Origin of the sequence: Phytobacter palmae (genome assembly GCF_039409775.1) — a bacterium.
Taxonomy (GTDB): domain Bacteria; phylum Pseudomonadota; class Gammaproteobacteria; order Enterobacterales; family Enterobacteriaceae; genus Phytobacter; species Phytobacter palmae.
Map to the genome: position 1 here is coordinate 163,243 of NZ_JBCIVJ010000006.1, position 20,385 is coordinate 183,627.

17 protein-coding genes are annotated in these 20,385 nt (G+C 52.9%); 7 read left to right on the plus strand and 10 right to left on the minus strand.

Annotated features, from left to right (window positions below; genetic code table 11):
• Positions 1–11: 11 nt before the first annotated feature.
• Positions 12–509 (plus strand): non-heme ferritin, encoded by a 498-nt coding sequence (ftnA, locus tag AAIG39_RS09940; protein WP_039078667.1) that lies wholly within the window; start codon positions 12–14, stop codon positions 507–509.
• A 38-nt stretch (positions 510–547) separates the two neighbouring features.
• Here the strand turns inward: ftnA and AAIG39_RS09945 are convergent, their stop codons facing one another.
• Entirely contained in the window at positions 548–787 is a 240-nt protein-coding gene (locus AAIG39_RS09945; protein WP_090085765.1) for a YecH family metal-binding protein, read from the minus strand.
• Between the two features lie 239 nt (positions 788–1,026).
• Here AAIG39_RS09945 and tyrP point away from each other — a divergent pair, with 239 nt between their 5' ends.
• Positions 1,027–2,238, plus strand: a complete 1,212-nt coding sequence (tyrP, locus tag AAIG39_RS09950) for a tyrosine transporter TyrP (RefSeq protein ID WP_343193741.1) — start codon at positions 1,027–1,029, stop codon at positions 2,236–2,238.
• Between the two features lie 30 nt (positions 2,239–2,268).
• On the opposite strand, the gene AAIG39_RS09955 is transcribed toward tyrP, so the two are convergent.
• From AAIG39_RS09955 to efeU, 6 genes are all read right to left on the minus strand, one after another.
• The gene (locus AAIG39_RS09955) at positions 2,269–2,937 is read right to left on the minus strand and encodes a YecA/YgfB family protein (RefSeq protein WP_249572724.1); all 669 of its coding nucleotides are present in this window, start codon (positions 2,935–2,937) and stop codon (positions 2,269–2,271) included.
• A gap of 137 nt (positions 2,938–3,074) precedes the next feature.
• Positions 3,075–4,355, minus strand: coding sequence for a hypothetical protein (locus AAIG39_RS09960; RefSeq protein WP_090085760.1), 1,281 nt, complete (start codon positions 4,353–4,355; stop codon positions 3,075–3,077).
• 295 nt (positions 4,356–4,650) lie between these two features.
• The gene (phoH, locus tag AAIG39_RS09965) at positions 4,651–5,439 is read right to left on the minus strand and encodes a phosphate starvation-inducible protein PhoH (RefSeq protein ID WP_039078777.1); all 789 of its coding nucleotides are present in this window, start codon (positions 5,437–5,439) and stop codon (positions 4,651–4,653) included.
• 541 nt (positions 5,440–5,980) lie between these two features.
• Positions 5,981–7,264 (minus strand): iron uptake transporter deferrochelatase/peroxidase subunit, encoded by a 1,284-nt coding sequence (gene efeB / locus AAIG39_RS09970; protein WP_343193742.1) that lies wholly within the window; start codon positions 7,262–7,264, stop codon positions 5,981–5,983.
• Between the two features lie 5 nt (positions 7,265–7,269).
• Positions 7,270–8,397 carry an iron uptake system protein EfeO gene (gene efeO, locus AAIG39_RS09975; protein ID WP_249572726.1) on the minus strand — a complete coding sequence of 376 codons (1,128 nt, stop codon included), beginning with the start codon at positions 8,395–8,397 and terminating at the stop codon, positions 7,270–7,272.
• Positions 8,398–8,450: 53 nt separating this feature from the next.
• Positions 8,451–9,284 carry an iron uptake transporter permease EfeU gene (efeU, locus tag AAIG39_RS09980; RefSeq protein ID WP_090086052.1) on the minus strand — a complete coding sequence of 278 codons (834 nt, stop codon included), beginning with the start codon at positions 9,282–9,284 and terminating at the stop codon, positions 8,451–8,453.
• Positions 9,285–9,561: 277 nt separating this feature from the next.
• Here efeU and AAIG39_RS09985 point away from each other — a divergent pair, with 277 nt between their 5' ends.
• Positions 9,562–10,746: a NupC/NupG family nucleoside CNT transporter gene (locus AAIG39_RS09985; RefSeq protein ID WP_090085753.1), complete on the plus strand. Its 1,185-nt coding sequence runs from the start codon at positions 9,562–9,564 to the stop codon at positions 10,744–10,746.
• Positions 10,747–10,779: 33 nt separating this feature from the next.
• Here AAIG39_RS09985 and AAIG39_RS09990 read toward each other — a convergent pair whose 3' ends face one another.
• The gene (locus tag AAIG39_RS09990) at positions 10,780–11,208 is read right to left on the minus strand and encodes a DUF3574 domain-containing protein (RefSeq protein WP_090085751.1); all 429 of its coding nucleotides are present in this window, start codon (positions 11,206–11,208) and stop codon (positions 10,780–10,782) included.
• A gap of 106 nt (positions 11,209–11,314) precedes the next feature.
• Positions 11,315–12,823 (minus strand): sodium/proline symporter PutP, encoded by a 1,509-nt coding sequence (gene putP, locus AAIG39_RS09995; RefSeq protein WP_090085749.1) that lies wholly within the window; start codon positions 12,821–12,823, stop codon positions 11,315–11,317.
• 389 nt (positions 12,824–13,212) lie between these two features.
• Here putP and putA point away from each other — a divergent pair, with 389 nt between their 5' ends.
• Entirely contained in the window at positions 13,213–17,175 is a 3,963-nt protein-coding gene (gene putA / locus AAIG39_RS10000; protein WP_343193743.1) for a trifunctional transcriptional regulator/proline dehydrogenase/L-glutamate gamma-semialdehyde dehydrogenase, read from the plus strand.
• 115 nt (positions 17,176–17,290) lie between these two features.
• Positions 17,291–17,686, plus strand: coding sequence for a lysozyme inhibitor LprI family protein (locus AAIG39_RS10005; protein ID WP_090085746.1), 396 nt, complete (start codon positions 17,291–17,293; stop codon positions 17,684–17,686).
• Here AAIG39_RS10005 and rutR read toward each other — a convergent pair.
• Entirely contained in the window at positions 17,683–18,321 is a 639-nt protein-coding gene (gene rutR, locus AAIG39_RS10010) for an HTH-type transcriptional regulator RutR (protein ID WP_090085744.1), read from the minus strand. The two genes, AAIG39_RS10005 and rutR, sit on opposite strands and share 4 nt — an antisense overlap.
• A gap of 278 nt (positions 18,322–18,599) precedes the next feature.
• On the opposite strand from rutR, the gene rutA reads away from it, so the two are divergent.
• A complete protein-coding gene (gene rutA, locus AAIG39_RS10015) occupies positions 18,600–19,691 on the plus strand; it encodes a pyrimidine utilization protein A (RefSeq protein ID WP_090086050.1) in 1,092 nt (363 codons plus the stop codon).
• Complete coding sequence (gene rutB, locus AAIG39_RS10020) at positions 19,691–20,383, plus strand: pyrimidine utilization protein B (protein WP_343193744.1); 693 nt, start codon at positions 19,691–19,693, stop codon at positions 20,381–20,383. Before rutA ends, rutB begins: the two co-directional genes overlap by 1 nt.
• Positions 20,384–20,385: the final 2 nt, after the last annotated feature.

The window sequence follows — 20,385 nt, forward strand, 5'->3', positions numbered from 1 at the left end:
GGAGCGGCGCCATGCTTAAAGCTGAAATGATTGAAAAACTAAATGAGCAGATGAACCTCGAGCTTTTTTCGTCTCTGCTTTATCAACAAATGAGCGCCTGGTGCAGCTATAACAGCTTTGAAGGTGCCGCCGCATTTCTGCGTCGCCATGCGCAGGAAGAGATGACGCATATGCAGCGTCTGTTTGATTATCTGGCAGATACCGGCAGCTTACCGCGTATTAACACTATCCAGTCGCCGTTTGCCGAATATGCATCGCTGGATGAATTGTTCCGTGCAACTTACGAACATGAGCAGTTAATCACCCAGAAAATTAACGAACTGGCTCACGTGGCAATGACCTCACAGGATTATCCGACGTTTAATTTCCTGCAATGGTACGTAGCGGAACAACACGAAGAAGAGAAACTCTTTAAATCGGTTATTGATAAACTGACACTGGCCGGTAAAAGCGGCGAAGGTCTCTATTTTATCGATAAAGAACTGTCTACTCTCGACACGGCAAATTAAGCAAAATGCGGTAATGATGACTCATTACCGCATTATTTTTAGTGCTGGCAAATTTTACTTTCGTGGGTTGAAAACCCGTCTGCGGCGGGAATGAATTTTCCACGCGATGCCAGAAACGCCACCAATTCCGCTGCTGTCATATCTTCTGCTGAACAGGTATGAAAACGGGCATCCTTACCAAAGCGCGCAGAGATTGCCGCTTCCAGACTCTCCTGTGAATATCGCTCCCCTGATTCCAGCATCATATTAAGCACTTCGTGACCATGAATTGACGTCATATACCCTCCGCTCAAAAGATGCATGATAAACACATCTTCAGGATCATTTTTTGCGTTCTGACAGGTTTGGATACATCGCATCAACTTTTTGCGCGACCAGGCAAATATTCAAAAATTAAAACTCGCCCCTGTAATCATTGGTTTACACCTATTGTAAGCCCGGTTTGACGAAGATCCGTTTTTCACATACTCTGCGCCGCAGATTTACAAAAGAATGTGGATTAAATACAGAGGAAAGTGTGAAAAATCGAACACTTGGTAGTGTTTTTATTGTGGCTGGCACCACAATTGGCGCAGGAATGCTCGCTATGCCGCTGGCTGCCGCCGGGGTCGGATTTAGTGTAACGCTGGTTTTACTCTTCGCCCTGTGGGGGTTGATGTGTTATACCGCGCTGCTATTACTCGAAGTCTATCAGAATGTCCCCGCCGACACGGGGCTCGGTAGTCTGGCACGACGCTATCTGGGACGTTACGGGCAGTGGGTCACCGGTTTTAGCATGATGTTTTTGATGTACGCTCTGACGGCGGCTTATATAAGCGGTGCTGGCGAACTGCTGTCATCCAGCCTCACGGCATGGACTGGCATAAATGTCTCGTCACCAGGCGGAGTATGTCTGTTTACCTTTATCGCGGGTGGCGTGGTCTGTATTGGTACATCGCTGGTCGATTTGTTCAACCGCTTCCTGTTTAGTGCCAAGATTATTTTCCTGGTGGTGATGCTCGTGCTGTTACTGCCGCATGTCCATCATATGAATTTACTCACCCTGCCGCTGGAAAAAGGGCTTGCCCTTTCCGCCATGCCAGTAATTTTTACCTCTTTTGGCTTTCACGGCAGCGTGCCGAGCATTGTCAGCTATATGGGCGGTAACGTGCGCAGACTGCGCGGGATATTTATTACCGGCAGCGCGATCCCACTTGTGGCGTATATTTTCTGGCAACTGGCCACCCTTGGCAGCATCGAATCTTCCACTTTTATGGGGATGCTGGCCAATCATGCCGGACTGAATGGCCTTCTTGAGGCGTTGCGCGCAGTGGTTGCTTCTGCGCATGTGGAACTGGCTGTCCATCTGTTCGCCGATCTGGCGCTCGCCACTTCATTTTTAGGCGTTTCGCTTGGGCTGTTTGATTACCTGGCGGATCTGTTCCAGCGCCGTAACACAGCCGTCGGACGTCTGCAAACCGGCGCGATAACCTTTCTGCCCCCGCTGGCATTCGCCCTCTTCTATCCGCGTGGTTTTGTGATGGCACTCGGTTATGCTGGCGTGGCCCTTGCGGTACTGGCACTGCTGATACCCGCCCTGCTGACGTGGCAGAGCCGTAAAGCCCATCCAACGGCGGTGTATCGTGTTGTCGGTGGGAAACCAGCGCTATGCCTGGTCATCGCCTGCGGTGTCGTCATTATTGCGGTGCAGTTTGCGATTTCAGCAGGCATGCTGCCGGAGCCCGGATAAGAAATCGGGCTCATCAGGAGCCCGGTTTTTTTAGTGCAGGCAGCAGTTTTTGAATTTCTTGCCGCTGCCGCACGGACAAGGATCGTTACGCCCGACTTTTACGCCATTGACCTGCGGTTGCTGAGTAACGGCTTGTTGTGGATTAGCCGACCAGTAGTCATACAGCCGCAGGGCCGCAGGCCTGATAGCCTCAACGCTTTCATTGAATTCCTCTTCGGTGAATTCATCCAGACGCGCGAAGTTTTCTTCCAGTCCGTGCAAGGCAATAACATCCAGATCGGCCTTACGTTCCTCCGGTAAGCCTGACCAGTCGGTCAGCGCCACGCCGCGCATATAGCCAAAACACCACTCTTCAACAACGGTATAGCTCTGGCCGTCCACTTCGTTATAACCAAAGACGGGTTCAAACTGATCCGGGTAATCACTCAGGCGCTCGGCAATATCGTTCAGGTGCTTAAAGCAAAGATCGATAAAACGATTCATCTCGCGATCATTTTTCCAGCGCGGTATGTTTTTTTCGCCACCCCAAACGGCCACCAGCCAGCGATCCGGCTCGACAACCACCGGGCCGGACAGTACGGCTGTCAGCATGCCATCCAGCTCCGCCACATCGAGTACGGACTCATCACTGTGGCCATAAGCGACTAATGTCTCTTCCAGCCACTGCAATTCATTTTCATTTAACGGGCCTTCGGTCATTTACGACTCTCCTGATGGCATAAGGGATAGAAAAAAAGAAGGGTATCACAGAAACGATAATCGTAAAAAAGCCGGGACAAGCCCGGCTTTAATTCTGGCGAAACAGGCGGCAATTTTTCGTTGCGCGCTGAGCCCTTTTAATTGATTACCGTATGCAAAATCACGTCTTTAGTGTCAGGGTCGATAAGCTGTATATCATCTTTTACCAGCGTAGCGTCAATGGTATTGCGATCGCCATTAATGCTGTCGATATGGATGAAATATTTCGCCGTAGTACTGACATTTTTGCCTTTACCGTTCAAAGCAGCAAACTTCGCTGAAATATCACGGGCCTGATCGTCCGGGACCTGAACTGTACAGCCACGGATTGTCTTATCGACGGATAACGACACACCGCGTTCGTTGACCGTGATACCGCCGTTCATGTTGCAAAGGAAGTTATGATATTCATACCCTTTCTTTGAGAAATCATAGCTACTACCGGTAAGGGTAAAAATACCCATATCGTTAATTTTGATGCCGTTCTCACCGGATGCAGTTTTCAGTTTCAGGAAGTCCTCATCGTGGTAAGAGCCATCGCTGGTGGAATAAAGCAGAATATTTTTGACGTCTTTATATTCAGCAATTTTGGCTTTAATTTGCGGCAGTTCTTCTTTTTTAATGTCTTCTTTGGCAAATGAATCGCTGGTGTTATTCCATTTGTTGCTAAAGAGTCCCATCAGTTCATCATCGCTAAACTGGCGAGATGTCTGGGCAAAATAGACATAAAAGAGGTCTTTTGTCGAAATCGGCTGATATTCACTGTCGGCAATATCTTTTAGTGCCTTATCTTTTGCATTTAATTCCGCTTCGTATTTATCACGCCACGCCTTTTGACCCGCCGTTGGCTCGACTTTACTTTGCTTCATGTCGGTCAGCGCAAGTTTACCGTCGACGATAATTTTCTTGTCCGCTTTAGTGATAGTCCAGGAGACCGGCGTGGAGAATGCTTTGCCATAAATTTCATCACTGCTGAAATCTGCCTGCGCGCTGCAGGTCAGACTTTCCTGGCCTGTAGCGGAAAGCGTCGGGTTACTGATTTTCAGAACGTCTGTCTGGCCAAAGCCTTTGTTAAAGGTATCAGCAGAATAGAGAAAGCTGTCATCAATACGACTTTTTCTTCTCAGTTCGGAATCGGTAACGCTTTTAGCCGAGTCAGTGTTACGATCAATAAAAGGATAATAGTTAAAGGGATGTTGGGTTAAAAACTCACTGGTACTGGCTTTGAAGTTGTTTGTTAATTGCTCAATTGCCTGTGGAGACTTACATAATGTCTGAGCTTCTTCGCTTGTCAGTTCAGAAATCTTTTTGTCTTCAACCGCTTTATCACAGCCGGCCAATACGACTGATAGCCCTAAAATACATACAATCCCGCGCATAATTCCCTCTTAAAATAATGACACTTTTACTTTATGTTCCGCATTTATCAGCATCACCTAAAGACAATCAGTAGCAGCACCCGATCCGCAGAAGTTGTCACATGACAGGTAAGGCGAAATAGCCAACGGCAATGTTGATAATTAAAAAGCGGCGCATAACACTAACAGGATTATCAGACGTTATGTACCCACCTGTTTTAGTACAGGAGTTGCCCGTCAGAGTTACATAACCCGTTGATTTTGTTTAAAGCAAAAAAAAGCCCGGTTTCCCGGGCTTCATCGTACGCTAAAAGGCTTAGTAGTATGCTTTCAGCGTTCTCTGGCAGAGTGCGGAGCGGACGCAATCGTCTGTGGTGAAACGCACCACACCTACCATCTCATCTTCCTCAAAACGCGACAGCGCATCGCTCAGACCGGACTGCACCCCGCGAGGCAAGTCACACTGAGTCACATCACCGTTGACGATGACCGTCACATTCTCCCCGAGGCGCGTTAAGAACATTTTCATTTGCGCAGCAGTCACATTCTGAGCCTCGTCAAGAATGACAACCGCATTTTCAAAGGTACGTCCGCGCATATAGGCGAACGGCGCGATCTCTACCTTACCAATCTCTGGTCGCAGGCAGTATTGCATGAAGGACGCACCCAGCCGTTTCACCAGCACATCATAGACGGGCCGGAAGTAAGGGGCGAACTTCTCCGAAATGTCACCGGGTAAGAAGCCGAGATCTTCGTCGGCCTGCAGTACTGGTCGGGTTACAATTATCCTGTCCACATCCTTATGAATCAGGGCTTCCGCCGCTTTCGCCGCGCTGATCCATGTTTTACCGCAGCCGGCTTCCCCGGTCGCGAATATCAGTTGTTTACTCTCGATAGCATTCAGGTACTGCGCCTGAGCTTCATTACGCGCAACAATTGGTGAATTATCCCGGCTATCCCTTGCCATTCCAATTGCTTCAACGCCACTCATCTGCACAAGCGAGGTGACCGACTCTTCTTCACGCTGTTTGTGACTGCGCGAATCGCGTCTCAGCACACGTTTAGCTTCACGACGAGCTTTGATCACTGCTTTCTGTCTTCCCATGGATAGCACCTTGAGTTGTTGGTTTACATCACACGCACCAAAATCGGCACGATTATGCGCACGAACGTCTGAGGTTTGGCTTCCTTGTAAGCCATGTCTTGCCTTTGAAATTGACATAACAAAGCAACTGGCATCAGCGCCTGCCATGTCGGTTAAATCAGAAACAGGAATGAAGGAGAGAAATTCAGAGGTGAAGCGTTTACTGCCGGAGTGTGCATCCCCGAGCCGGGTGTTGCGCTGTTTGTTGGTGTTACGTCCAGTTGTGGACTTTACCATCCGCGATCTCCAGGTGACGACATCACCGCAGGGCAGTAATTCTATGTAATAAGTACATCAGGAATTAGCATAAACGCAACATTATTTTCACTAAAAGATAACGAACGTTTACCCTGCGCTATGGAAAAGAGTGTCTACGAAGAATATTACAGAAAAATAACAGATACTTTCTCATACGAAAAATCGATAGTTTGATGGCAGAAAAAGTGTGTACAGATACGACAGATAAGAGATTATCCTGCCCGGCTTCAGGCAGGATTCTTTTTCAGGCTTCGAGCAGTGCTTGTCCGAGATAGTGGTTTTGGTCTTTCACGCCTGGCAGCACGAAGAAGTAGCCGCCGCCGATGGGCTTAATATACTCCTCCAGCGCTTCGCCATTGAGACGTTTTTGCACGGTCAGAAATCCCTTTTCCAGATCGTGCTGGTAGCAGACAAACAGCAGCCCCATATCGAGCTGCCCGGAGTTGGTGACCCCCAGGGAATAACTATAACCCCGACGCATCATCAGACTGGACTGCGTCTGCGGGGTGCGTGGATTGGCCAGACGAATATGGCTGTCCAGGGCAATCACATCGCCGTCAGGATCGCTGGCGTAATCAGGGACATCATGCTCATTGTGCATCCCCAGCGGTGCGCCGGTTTGCTTGTCGCGACCAAAGATAGTCTGCTGCTCTTTAAGTGGGGTACGATCCCAGAACTCAACGTGAAACTGAATGATACGTACAGCCTGATAACTGCCGCCGACGGCCCATGCAGGCTCCGCCTGATCGTTCGTCACCCACACCACCTTGTCCATCAGCGCGTTTTCGCTGCTGTCCGGGTTAGCCGTACCATCTTTAAAACCCAACAGGTTGACTGGCGTCTCCTTTCCTTTACTGCGTGCGGCATGATCGGAGATAAACCCTTCTCGTTTCCAGCGAACACTCAGTAAATCAGGGGTGTGCTTAATCAGATCGCGCAGAGCATGTATCACGGTATCCTGGGTGTTGGCGCAGATTTGCACCAGCAGATCACCATGGCTTAATGAAGAGACCAGCGCATCGTTGGGAAAGCGCTCCATCTTTTGCAATTTTTTCGGCTTTTGCGCACGCAGACCAAAACGATCGTCGAACAGGGAATCGCCCAACGAAACCGTGATGGTCAGATTATCTGGTGCAATAAACGGCCCGAGAATACCGGAGTCCATTGGCGGCAGGCGTGGATTTGGCGTCTCCGGCGCCGGGCCACCTTCGGTAAGAAAAGCAATACGTTGCGTTAACAGGCGAAACAGGCGCTGCAAATCAGCTTCGTCCGACGCCAGCACATCAAAAGCAACCAGCATCATTGACGCCTGTTGCGGCGTCAAAATCCCCGCCTGATGTACGCCGTAAAACGGTTGTTTTTCCATGCGCGCATCCGGGGAAAGCGTCCCTGGTGCACTTTGCGGTTTGGCCGCATGCGCCACCGGACATCCCCCAGCCAGGGCCAGCGCGCCTCCCAGCGCGCCCATACCTTTTAATAAACGGCGACGCGAAGGCTCGCTAACGCCGTACTGTTCTTTGTCATTCATGATAGTTAGTCCAGACCGAGCACACCGCGCAATTGAGCGAGATCTTCCGCCAGTGTCGTAATAGGCCCTTTTAGCGCGTTACGGTCAGCATCCGTCAGCTTGTCATAGGTCTCATAGCCGTCTTTGGTACGGTATTTCGCCAGGATAGCGTCGACTTTCTTAAAGTTTGCATCCACTTTGCCGAGCAGTTCGGCGTTGTTTTTCTGCAACTGCGGACGCAACAGGTTCACAATTTTCTGTGCGCCATCGACGTTAGCCTGGAAATCCCATAGATCGGTATGGCTGTAACGGTCTTCTTCGCCGCTGATTTTGGTCGCTGCGACTTCTTCAATCAGACCTGCCGCACCACCAACCACTTTTGACGGCGGGAAAGCCAGTTCGCTAATACGTTTTTGCAGATCCTGCACATCGGTATAGAGTTGATCAGCATAGGTATCCATACCTTTCACCGAGTTGTCGCCAAACAGGGCTTTTTCCAGACGGTGGAAACCGGTGAATTTCGGATCGTCCGCCTTCTTCTCGTAATCGTCTTCACGGGCATCAATACTGCCGTCCAGATCAGAGAACAGCTCAGCAATCGGTTCGATACGCTCATAATGCTGACGCGTCGGCGCATAGAGGGCTTTCGCTTTTTCGATATCGCCCGCTTTCACTGCATCGGTAAAGGCTTTGGTCCCTTTCACCAGTTCGGCGGTCTCGGCCGTCACGTAGGCTTTGTATTCAGTAATAGCGGTGCCAAGACTCAGCAGCGCATCGCTTTTTGCTGCATCCGCCGTCGCCTGGCCTTTCACTATCAGTTTGCCTTTCGGGTTGGTAAGCAGGCCGCAGGTCATGTCATATTCACCCGGTTGCAGGTTAGCGGTCAGCTTCTGGCTAAAGCCCGGCGCAATGTTTTCGCGCTCTTCAACCACCAACACTCCTTTAAGGATTTCCCACTCCAGCGCCTTCTGACTCTGGTTGACGATGAGAAACTGCGTTTTCCCCGCATTTACCGTCAGATTCATCGGCTCACACTGCTTATCCGTGACGGTCACCTTTACCTGAGGAACATCCGCTGCATGGGCAGCAAACGCGCAAGAAAGCAGCGTTGCGATCCCTGCCTGTAACGCACTACGACGAAAATGAATTGCCATGACCCCTTCCCTTCTTAAAGTATGTTGTAACTAAAACTCACCCGATACCGCTATCACTGTGCAGCTCTGGAAGGCTGCGAACCTGAACGCGTTGGCATCACGTACAGCACCAGCGCAGGAATTAAGTAGAGGATCCAGACGCCAACTTCGCTAACGCTCGGTGTTTCCTGATATCCAAAAATACCTTCGAGCAGCGTGCCCGTCAGGGAGTGCGTGGTCAGCACGTTACTCAGATCGAACGCCACATCCTGGAAGTGGTTCCACAGTCCGGCCTCGTGAAAGGCGCGAATGGCCCCTGCCGCCAGACCCGCAGCAACCAGCAAAATAAACAGGCTGGTCCATTTGAAGAACGCGCCAAGATTCAGACGAATGCCGCCCCAGTAGAGCAGAAAGCCCAGCACCACTGCCGTTACCAGCCCGAGAATTGCGCCCACCGGCGGCCAGATCCCCACATCTTGCTGAAATGCCGCCAGCAGAAAGAAGACCGATTCCAGCCCTTCGCGCGCCACAGCGAAGAAGACCATCATAATCAGCGCCCAGCCATGGTTATTACGGCTTGCGAGAGCATTATCCACCGCCTGCTCCAGTTGCACTTTGACGTTGCGGGAGACTTTGCGCATCCAGAAGACCATCCACGTCAGGATCACCACGGCAATCACCGCGACAATACCTTCAAACAGTTCCTGCTCTTTCTGGGGGAACTCACCGGTGGTTTCGTTAATGATGATGCCAAGCGCCAGACATAGCGCCGCGGCAAGGAATACGCCTATCCACATTACGCCAATCCAGCGTCCGCGCTGGGTGCGCTTGAGATAACTGGCAATCAAACTTACGATCAGTGCCGCTTCGAGACCTTCACGTAACATAATGAGAAATGGAACAAACATGCGGACGCCTCTGCTGTCATCAATGGTCAATTGCTGAAAAGAAAAGTAAATTTCTTTGATAGTGATTATCATTACGGCAAAAGGAAACTCAAGCGAAAAATGATATGAATAATGAAAGGATGTAACTGGCGGGGCGGCGAAGGATGCCTGAAACGGTAGTTATGCAGAATCCGAAGGTATATGGCAAAAAGATAGCTTACAAATCATTAACTTTTTGTTTACTGAGTATACGGGCTGTGGCTAAATGAGCGCCCCATTTACCTGCACAATTTCCGACATGATCAACTTCCTACATTTTCTGCTGGCGCTGGCCGTTATTCTGGCACTGGCATGGCTCACCAGCTTTGACCGCCGCAAAGTTCGCGTGCGTTTTATTCTACAACTGGTGATTATTGAACTGGCGCTGGCATGGTTCTTTTTGCATGCACAAAGCGGACTGACGCTCATTAAATATGTCTCAGGCTTTTTCGAAACACTGCTTAAATTCGCGGGTGAAGGTTCCGGATTTGTCTTTGGCGGAATGAGTGAAAAAGGGCTGGCGTTTATTTTCCTCGGCGTCCTGTGCCCTATCATCTTTATTTCCGCACTGATCGGTATTTTGCAGCACTGGCGTATTCTGCCGGTTTTTATTCGCCTTATCGGTACGCTGCTGTCAAAACTCAACGGTATGGGCAAGCTGGAGTCATTTAACGCGGTCAGCTCGCTGATCCTTGGTCAGTCGGAAAACTTCATTGCGTATAAAGGGATTCTGGCCGACCTCTCCTCACGTCGCCTGTTCACCATGGCTGCAACAGCTATGTCGACGGTATCACTGTCGATCGTCGGCGCCTATATGACGATGCTGGATGCCAAATATGTGGTGGCGGCGTTAATCCTTAATATGTTCAGCACCTTTATTATTCTGTCGGTCATCAACCCGACGCGACCGGAAGCCGAACCGGAAATTAAACTGGAAAAACTTCACGAGTCACAAAGTTTCTTTGAGATGCTCGGAGAGTATATTCTGGCCGGTTTCAAAGTTGCGATGATTATTCTGGCGATGCTGATTGGTTTTATTGCCCTGATTAGCGCGGTCAATGCTCTGTTCTCTGCCCTGTTTGGAATTAGTTTCCAGCAAATTCTTGGCTATGTATTCTACCCGCTTGCGTGGCTGGTCGGTATTCCGCTTTCCGATGCTCTGCATGCGGGTAGCATTATGGCGACTAAACTGGTGGCTAACGAATTTGTGGCAATGATCGAGCTGCAGAAAGTTGCCGCTGAAATGACGCCGCGTGGGCTTGGGATCCTCTCCGTCTTCCTGGTGTCGTTCGCCAACTTCGCCTCAATCGGTATCGTGGCGGGCGCCATTAAAGGGCTTAACGAGCAGCAGGGAAATGTCGTATCTCGCTTCGGTTTGCGTCTGGTCTATGGTGCAACGCTGGTGAGTCTGCTTTCCGCCGCCTTTGCAGGCGTCGTGCTGTAATCCCGACGGCGGGCTTCACACCCGCCGTTTTTATCAGAACTGTACGCAAACCGGCTGATCAACACGCATGACGGACTCCTGTCCGAAACGGGTCTTGTAGCGTGTGCGCAGCGTTTCGATATTGCTTTCGCTGCCGGCATCTTTACCGTGGATCAGCATTAACGCTTTGCTCGCTTCCTTCGCCACTTTGCCGTCGTTACCCAGCCACTGTCCGCGCGCATCAAACACCGTCAGGCCATCACGAAAACGCGGCGTCACGTCCGTGTCGACAAACTGCTGCCACTCCTGGGCGGTAATGTCTTTCCCTGCCGGACGACTTAAACCGAAATAGAGCGTGGTCTGTTCCATCTGATTGTCGGCTTTGCAACTCTGTGCAGGAACCGCCTGTTTTGCAGGCTGTGCGACGCAGCCTGCCAGTAAACCTGCAAATACCAGTGCAGTGACCCCTGTCTTCATCTTCATCTCGCTATCCTCATTGTTATAAGCATTGTTATAAGCATTGTGATAAGAACGTAAATGCCCTGTTTTATCAAGAAAAAACCCGCCGAAGCGGGTTTTGCAAGAAAGATTAGTCAGCCTGCAAGCGCGTCGGTGGTGCCGAGTGATAATGCGCGTCTGCTTCGGCGAAGCGTTCCTGCATTGCGCGGGACGGTGCTTTACCCAGCAGGCTAAACACTACAATCCCAAGGCTACCGAACACGAAGCCTGGGATAATTTCATAGAGCCCCAGCCAGGCAAACTGTTTCCAGACGATAACGGTCACCGCACCGATAACCATCCCGGCCAGCGCGCCATTACGGGTCATTTTCGACCACATGACCGAGAACAGCACCACCGGGCCAAACGCTGCGCCAAAACCCGCCCATGCGTAGCTGACCAGGCCCAGCACGCGGTTTTCCGGGTTCGCCGCCAGCGCAATCGACACCAGCGCTACCAGCAGCACCATCACGCGACCAACCCAGACCAGCTCGGTCTGCCCGGCTTTTTTACGCAAGAATGCTTTGTAGAAGTCTTCCGTCAGCGCGCTGGAGCACACCAGCAGCTGGCAGCTCAGGGTAGACATGACTGCCGCCAGAATCGCCGACAGCAGCACCCCGGCAATCCACGGATTAAACAGGATCTGCGCCAGTTCAATGAACACGCGCTCGGCGTTCTGATTGACCGCGCCAGCCTGCTCAGGGTGGTTATTAAAATAAGCAATCCCAAAGAAGCCCACGGCAACGGCCCCGGCAAGACACAGGATCATCCAGGTCATGCTGATACGGCGGGCATGTACGATGCTGTGGTGGGAATCCGCCGCCATAAAGCGCGCCAGGATATGCGGCTGACCAAAGTATCCCAGCCCCCAGCCCATCAGAGAAATAATGGCGACAAAATTCAGCCCCTTCAGCATGTCGACATTCTCGATGCTTTTCTGTTTGATAACCTCCAGCGAGTCCGCAAGGCCGCCAACGGAGAGGATCACAATCACCGGGGTGAGGATCAGGGCGAAAATCATCAGGCTCGCCTGTACGGTATCGGTCCAGCTTACTGCCAGGAAACCGCCAATAAAGGTATAGATGATGGTTGCCGCAGCTCCCGCCCATAGCGCGTGCTCGTAGGTCAGTCCAAAGGTACTTTCAAACAGACGCGCACCGGCCACGATGCCCGAAGCACAGTAAATCGTGAAAAATACCAGAATGACCACCGCTGAGATAATACGCAGCAGGCGGCTTTGGTCTTCAAAGCGCCCGGTAAAGTAGTCCGGAAGCGTCAGGGCATTATTATTGGCCTCGGTATGCACGCGCAGACGGCCTGCCACCAGCTTCCAGTTGACCCATGCGCCGAGCGTCAGGCCAATGGCAATCCAGCTTTCAGAAATGCCGGAGATGAAAATGGCGCCGGGCAGCCCCATCAGCAGCCAGCCACTCATGTCTGATGCCCCTGCCGACAACGCAGTCACTAACGGCCCCAGACTACGACCACCTAAAATATAGTCATCAAAGTTTTTCGTAGAACGCCAGGCAAAGAACCCGATGAGAATCATGCCAAAGATATAAATGAGAAAAGTCACCAGCAGCGGTGTGCTAATTGCCATCAATAAAAGTCTCCAGGATTTTACCCGTTATATTCACCACCGGAACGGGGTAGCGAAGTGATTGTTGTTATGAAGCGACCGTATCCTGCCGGAAGCCCCGGTTATTCACAAATGATTTAACACAGCATTTACATTAATTTCATCCCGAAACCTTTACTATTTTCCGCCAGGTTGCACCATGTCACACTTTTAAAGGTTGCACCTTAAAAAAGTGTTAACTACCGCAAACTAACCCGCCTTTAACAGTAATTCAGCATATGAATTCCAGTTACATACAATTAACTTATCGTTCAATATTCACCTTGTTAACCCTGTCACATTTAACAAGGTTGCACAAAGTTGCAACATGACGGATAGTCTGCTCACAACAAAAATTGCAGGAGAAAAACATGGGTACCACCACCATGGGCGTTAAACTTGATGATGCGACGCGTGAGCGACTAAAAGCCGCTGCTGCATCGATTGACCGCACACCACACTGGCTGATTAAGCAGGCCATTTTTAGCTACCTGGAAAAACTCGAAAATAACGAAATGATTCCTGAGCTGCCTGCAACCCATGCTGGTCAGTACGCCGAAAGCGACGAGGCAGATAGCAACGCTGATGAAAGCGCCCAGCCCTTCCTCGAATTCGCCGAGAATATTTTGCCGCAGTCGGTCTCACGTGCCGCTATCACTGCCGCCTGGCGCCGCCCGGAAACCGATGCGGTGCCGATGCTACTGGAGCAGGCCCGCCTTCCGCAGCCAATAGCAGAAAGCACCCAGCAATTAGCCACCCAACTGGCGGCGAAGCTGCGTAACCAAAAGACCGCGTCCGGCCGGGCGGGTATGGTACAGAGCTTGTTGCAGGAATTTTCCCTCTCCTCTCAGGAAGGGGTGGCGCTGATGTGTCTGGCGGAAGCGCTGTTGCGCATTCCCGATAAGGCCACCCGCGATGCGCTTATCCGCGACAAAATCAGCAATGGCAACTGGCAATCGCATATTGGCCGCAGCGCCTCGCTGTTCGTTAATGCCGCCACCTGGGGTCTGCTCTTTACCGGAAAACTGGTCTCCACTCATAACGAAGCCAGCCTGTCACACTCGCTCAACCGCATTATCGGCAAGAGCGGCGAGCCGCTGATCCGCAAAGGCGTGGACATGGCAATGCGTCTGATGGGCGAGCAGTTCGTCACCGGGGAAACCATTGCCGAAGCGCTGGCTAACGCCCGCAAACTGGAAGAAAAAGGGTTCCGCTACTCCTACGACATGCTGGGCGAGGCCGCACTGACTGCCGCTGATGCGCAAGCCTATATGGTCTCTTACCAGCAGGCGATCCATGCCATTGGCAAAGCCTCCAATGGCCGCGGTATTTACGAAGGGCCGGGGATCTCCATTAAGCTCTCTGCCCTGCACCCGCGCTACAACCGCGCTCAGTACGACAGAATGATGGATGAGCTTTACCCGCGCCTGAAATCGCTGGCGCTGCTGGCCTGTCAGTATGATATCGGGATTAATATCGACGCCGAAGAGGCCGACCGGCTGGAGATCTCCCTCGATCTGCTGGAAAAACTCTGTTTCGAACCAGAACTGGCGGGCTGGAATGGCATTGGTTTTGTTATTCAGGCCTACCAGAAACGGTGTCCTTTTGTCATCGATTACCTGACGGATCTGGCTTCGCGTAGCCGCCGTCGTCTGATGATTCGCCTGGTGAAAGGCGCATACTGGGATAGCGAGATCAAACGCGCGCAAATGGAAGGACTGGAGGGCTATCCGGTCTATACGCGCAAGGTCTATACCGACGTCTCATATCTGGCCTGCGCGAAAAAATTGCTCGCCGTACCGAATTTGATCTACCCGCAATTCGCCACCCATAACGCCCACACCCTGGCCGCTATCTATCAACTCGCGGGCCAGAACTACTATCCGGGTCAGTATGAATTTCAGTGTCTGCACGGCATGGGCGAACCGCTCTACGAACAGGTGGTAGGGAAAATCTCTGACGGCAAGCTGAACCGCCCTTGTCGCATTTATGCCCCGGTGGGGACACATGAGACATTGCTGGCTTATCTGGTACGTCGCCTGCTGGAGAATGGGGCCAATACCTCCTTTGTTAACCGCATTGCCGATACGTCTTTGCCGCTGGACGAACTGGTGGCCGACCCGGTACTGGCGGTCGAGAAACTGGCGATACAAGAAGGCCATGTTGGCCTGCCGCATCCGAAAATTCCGCTGCCGCGTTGGCTGTACGGTCAGGGGCGCATCAACTCAGCAGGCCTGGATCTGGCTAATGAACATAGACTGGCCTCCCTCTCCTCTTCTCTGTTGAACAGCACGACGCAGAAATGGCAGGCCAAACCGCTGCTGGAAGCTCCGGTAGCAGAGGGTGAAATGGAGGCCGTGGTAAACCCGGCGGAGCCGAAAGATATTGTTGGCTATGTCCGGGAAGCTACGGGAAGTGAAGTGGCGCGAGCGCTGGAAAGTGCGGTGAATAACGCGCCTATCTGGTTTGCCACCCCGCCTCAGGAGCGCGCGGCAATCCTTGAGCGTGCGGCGGTACTGATGGAAGATCAGATGCAAACGCTGCTCGGCATTCTGGTACGCGAAGCGGGGAAAACGTTCAGTAATGCGATTGCCGAAGTCCGCGAAGCGGTTGATTTTCTGCGCTATTACGCAGGCCAGGTCCGGGAGGACTTTGCTAACGAAACTCACCGTCCGCTGGGCCCGGTAGTCTGTATCAGTCCGTGGAACTTTCCGCTGGCCATTTTCACCGGGCAAATCGCTGCCGCGCTGGCAGCCGGTAACACTGTGCTGGCAAAACCGGCCGAACAGACGCCGCTGATTGCCGCCCAGGGCGTTGCCATTCTGCGGGAAGCGGGCGTACCGCCGGGCGTGCTGCAACTGCTGCCAGGCCGTGGCGAAACCGTAGGTGCGCAACTGACGGCAGACAACCGCGTACGCGGGGTGATGTTCACCGGCTCAACCGACGTGGCAAGCCTGTTGCAGCGCAATATTGCCACGCGGCTGGATGCACAAGGGCGCCCGACGCCGCTTATCGCCGAAACGGGCGGGCTGAACGCGATGATTGTCGACTCTTCAGCGCTGACTGAACAGGTGGTGGTCGATGTGCTCGCCTCGGCCTTCGATAGCGCCGGACAGCGCTGCTCGGCATTGCGCGTACTCTGCCTGCAGGAAGAGATAGCGGAACACACACTCACCATGCTGCGCGGCGCGATGGCGGAATGCCGGATGGGTAATCCAGGCCGCCTGACAACGGACATCGGTCCGGTGATTGACCGCGAAGCCAAAGAGAATATCGAGAAACATATTCAGGCGATGCGCGAGAAAGGCCGCCCGGTGTTCCAGACGGCCCATGAAAATCCTCTGGATGCCCGCGAATGGCGAAGCGGTACCTTTGTAATGCCAACGCTGATTGAGCTTGAGAGCGTTGACGAGCTGAAAAAAGAGGTCTTCGGTCCGGTGCTGCATGTGGTGCGCTATCGCCGCAACGATCTCGACAAACTTATTGGCCAGATTAATGCCGCGGGATATGGCCTGACTCTGGGCGTTCACACCCGTATTGATGAGACCATTGCCCAGGTTACCGGCAGTGCGCACGTCGGCAATCTGTACGTGAACCGCAATATGGTCGGTGCGGTTGTGGGCGTGCAGCCATTTGGCGGCGAAGGGCTTTCCGGCACCGGGCCAAAAGCCGGCGGGCCGCTATACCTGTATCGTCTGCTCGCCAGCCGCCCGGAAACGGCCATCAAGCAGACACTGTCACGTCATGACTCCCGCTTCCCGCTTGACGCACAGCTTAAACCGACGCTGATTCAGCCGCTGGATGCGCTGACACAATGGGCGCAGGATAAACCTGCATTGCAGGCACTTTGCCAGCAGTTTGGCGAACTGGCCCAGACCGGGATCCAGCGCGTTTTACCCGGCCCGACCGGTGAACGCAATACCTGGACATTACTGCCGCGCGAGTCGGTTCTCTGCATGGCCGACAACGCGGAGGATAGCCTGACACAACTTGCGGCAGCGCTCGCCAGCGGCTGCCGGGTAGTGTGGCCGGATGATGAACTCCACCGCACCCTGCATAACGCATTGCCCGAGAATGTCAGCGCAAGGATTACGCTGGCTGCGGTCGATGGCCTGCTTTCACAGCCGTTTGATGCGGTTATCTACCACGGTGACTCCGATCAGCTACGCGAACTGTGCGGACATATCGCCACGCGCGATGGGGCCATCATCTCGGTACAGGGCTTCGCCCGCGGTGAGAGCAATATCTTGCTGGAGCGTTTATGGCTGGAGCGTTCGCTGAGTATTAATACCGCGGCCGCTGGTGGGAATGCCAGCCTGATGACCATCGGCTAAGGCGCACATTCCCCGATAATGTACTGCATGTCGGGGCTACAATTCAGCGCGATGCCGTAGTACCGTATGCCGGATACGCACAATGCTATCCGGCATTTTTTCATACGGAGAAACTATGAAACGTTTATTGATTGCAGGGGTGGTTTTGCTGGTCAGCGCCAGCGCACTGGCGGAGGACTGCGACAACGCCACATCGCAGACAGAAATGAACATGTGTAGCGCCGATCAATACCAGGCGGCGGACAAAAAGCTCAACCAGACCTGGCAGACAGCATTAAAACGCGCTGCGCCGCAGCAGCGGGAGTTACTTAAAAAAGCACAGAAAAACTGGATTGCCGTGCGCGATGCCGACTGCGCATTTATCGGCTCCGGCTCAGAAGAAGGCAGCGCACAGCCCATGGTCATCAACCAGTGCCTGACCGATAAAACCAATGAGCGCGAAGCCTGGCTCTCCTCGCTCCTGCAGTGCGGTGAGGGCGACCTGAGCTGCCCTTTCCCGCCCGCCAACTAACGCACGCGGATGCCTTCGGTCACCATCCGTTGCACGTTTTCTACCGTGCGCTGAAAAAAGGCCTCATCCTGTAACGTTGTGCCGGTCACCGCCTCTACCTGAGTGGCAAAATCCGCATAATGCTGGGTTGAGGCCCAAATCATAAAAATCAGATGATGCGGATCGACCGGCGCCAGCTTGCCGCTGGCGACCCAGCCGGCAATGATGGCCGATTTCTCTTCCACTAACGCTTTCAGCGATCCCTCCAGCTCCTCTTTGAGCACCGGCGCGCCTTGCAACATCTCCATGCAGAACAGCCGTGACGCTTGTGGATTGTCACGCGAGACTTCAAGCTTTAAGCGAATGTACTCTCCAATCGCCACCAGCGGAGTGAGATCTTCGCGAAACGCTTTTAACGGTGCCAGCCAGATAGCGAGAATGTGCCGCAACACGGCAAGATAGAGCGCTTCTTTTGAGGGGTAATAGTAGAGAAGATTGGTTTTTGATACCCCCGCACGCTCCGCCACCTTTTCAATACGCGTGCCGTGAATGCCATACAGAGAAAAGGTCTCGAGCGCCGCAGCCAGAATGGCCTCTTTTTTCTCGTTCACCGCCTGAGTCCGTTTTCCCGTTTTTTTCGCCCTGTCCTGCGCCATGCGTTTCTCCTTACAGATTTTTCTTAGCATATCAAATGGCGCGAGCCGACTCGACCCTTGCACAGACATGGCGCAAGGTCGCCTGTTTTTTGTGCACTGTTTTTGACCATTTAGTCCACTTTTTTAACCTGCAATTTATCAACCTTTGTTTAACACGTTAATAACAATGCATTTTTCAAAACTGGCATCACCTTTGCTAAATGGTTGATGCGAGGCTCACAGGAGAGTGCAGGATGCAACGCCACGCCCGACGTTCAACCGACAACGCGAGGTACGAGATGAAAATTGGTGTTTTCGTTCCGATTGGCAACAACGGCTGGCTGATTTCCACCCATGCGCCGCAATACAAACCGACCTTTGAACTCAATAAGGCGATTGTGCAAAAGGCCGAGCATTATCACTTCGACTTTGCTCTGTCGATGATCAAGCTGCGTGGTTTTGGCGGCAAAACAGAATTCTGGGATCACAATCTGGAGTCCTTCACTTTGATGGCCGGACTGGCTGCGGTGACATCACGGATTCAGATCTACGCCACCGCTGCCACCTTAACGCTGCCGCCCGCCATTGTGGCGCGCATGGCCTCCACCATCGACTCCATTTCCGGCGGTCGTTTTGGCGTCAACCTGGTCACTGGCTGGCAAAAACCAGAGTACGACCAGATGGGTATCTGGCCCGGCGATGAGTACTTCTCACGCCGTTATGACTACCTGACCGAATATGTCCAGGTCCTGCGGGATTTATGGGGCACCGGAAAAAGTGACTTCAAAGGTGAGTTTTTCACTATGAATGACTGTCGCGTCAGCCCTCAGCCGACGCAGCCCATGAAAGTGATTTGCGCCGGGCAAAGCGACGCCGGAATGGCGTTTTCAGCGCAATACGCTGATTACAACTTCTGCTTCGGCAAAGGGGTCAACACCCCAACAGCCTTTGCGCCTACCGCAGAAAGGATGCGTGAAGCGGCACAAAAGACCGGGCGCGAGGTGGGCTCATACGTGCTGTTTATGGTCATTGCCGATGAAACTGACGAAGCCGCACGCGCCAAATGGGAACACTACAAAGCAGGCGCGGATGACGAAGCTCTGGCGTGGCTGACCGAGCAAAGCCAGAAAGATACCCGCTCCGGCAGCGATACCAACGTGCGCCAGATGGCCGACCCCACCTCTGCCGTCAATATCAATATGGGCACCCTGGTCGGTTCTTATGCCACCGTCGCGCGCCTGCTCGATGAGGTGGCCACCGTGCCTGGCACCGACGGCGTGCTACTGACATTTGATGATTTCCTGGGCGGTATTGAGGCCTTCGGTGAGCGCATCCAGCCACTGATGAAGTGCCGCAGCCAGATCCCTGCTCCAACCCGTGAGGTCGCCTGATGATTACGCTTAATGCCCGTCCCGATTCGCTGCGTTTCGACCCGGCGCAGAGCGCGCTGATTGTGGTGGATATGCAAAACGCCTACGCCACAAAAGGGGGTTATCTCGACCTCGCGGGGTTTGATGTCTCCGCCACCGCGCCGGTGATTGAGAAGATTAAGACCGCCGTTGCCGCCGCACGCGATGCAGGCATGCTCATTATCTGGTTCCAGAATGGCTGGGATGAGCAGTATGTAGAGGCCGGTGGACCAGGTTCGCCGAACTGGTACAAATCCAATGCGCTCAAGACCATGCGCAAACATCCTGAGCTACAGGGAAAACTGCTGGCGAAAGGCGGCTGGGATTACCAGTTGGTGGACGAGCTGGTACCGCAGGAAGGCGATATTGTGCTGCCGAAGCCCCGTTACAGCGGCTTTTTTAATACGCCGCTGGACAGCATCCTGCGCAGTCGGGGCATCCGTCATCTGGTGTTTACCGGGATTGCCACCAATGTTTGCGTGGAGTCGACACTGCGCGACGGCTTTTTCCTTGAGTATTTCGGGGTAGTGCTGGAGGACGCCACCCATCAGGCGGGCCCGGCCTTCGCCCAACAGGCCGCGCTTTTCAACATTGAAACTTTCTTTGGCTGGGTCAGCGATGTCGGGACGTTTTGCAGCGCCCTGTCCCCCCGGTCACTGGTCAAAATCGCTTAGGA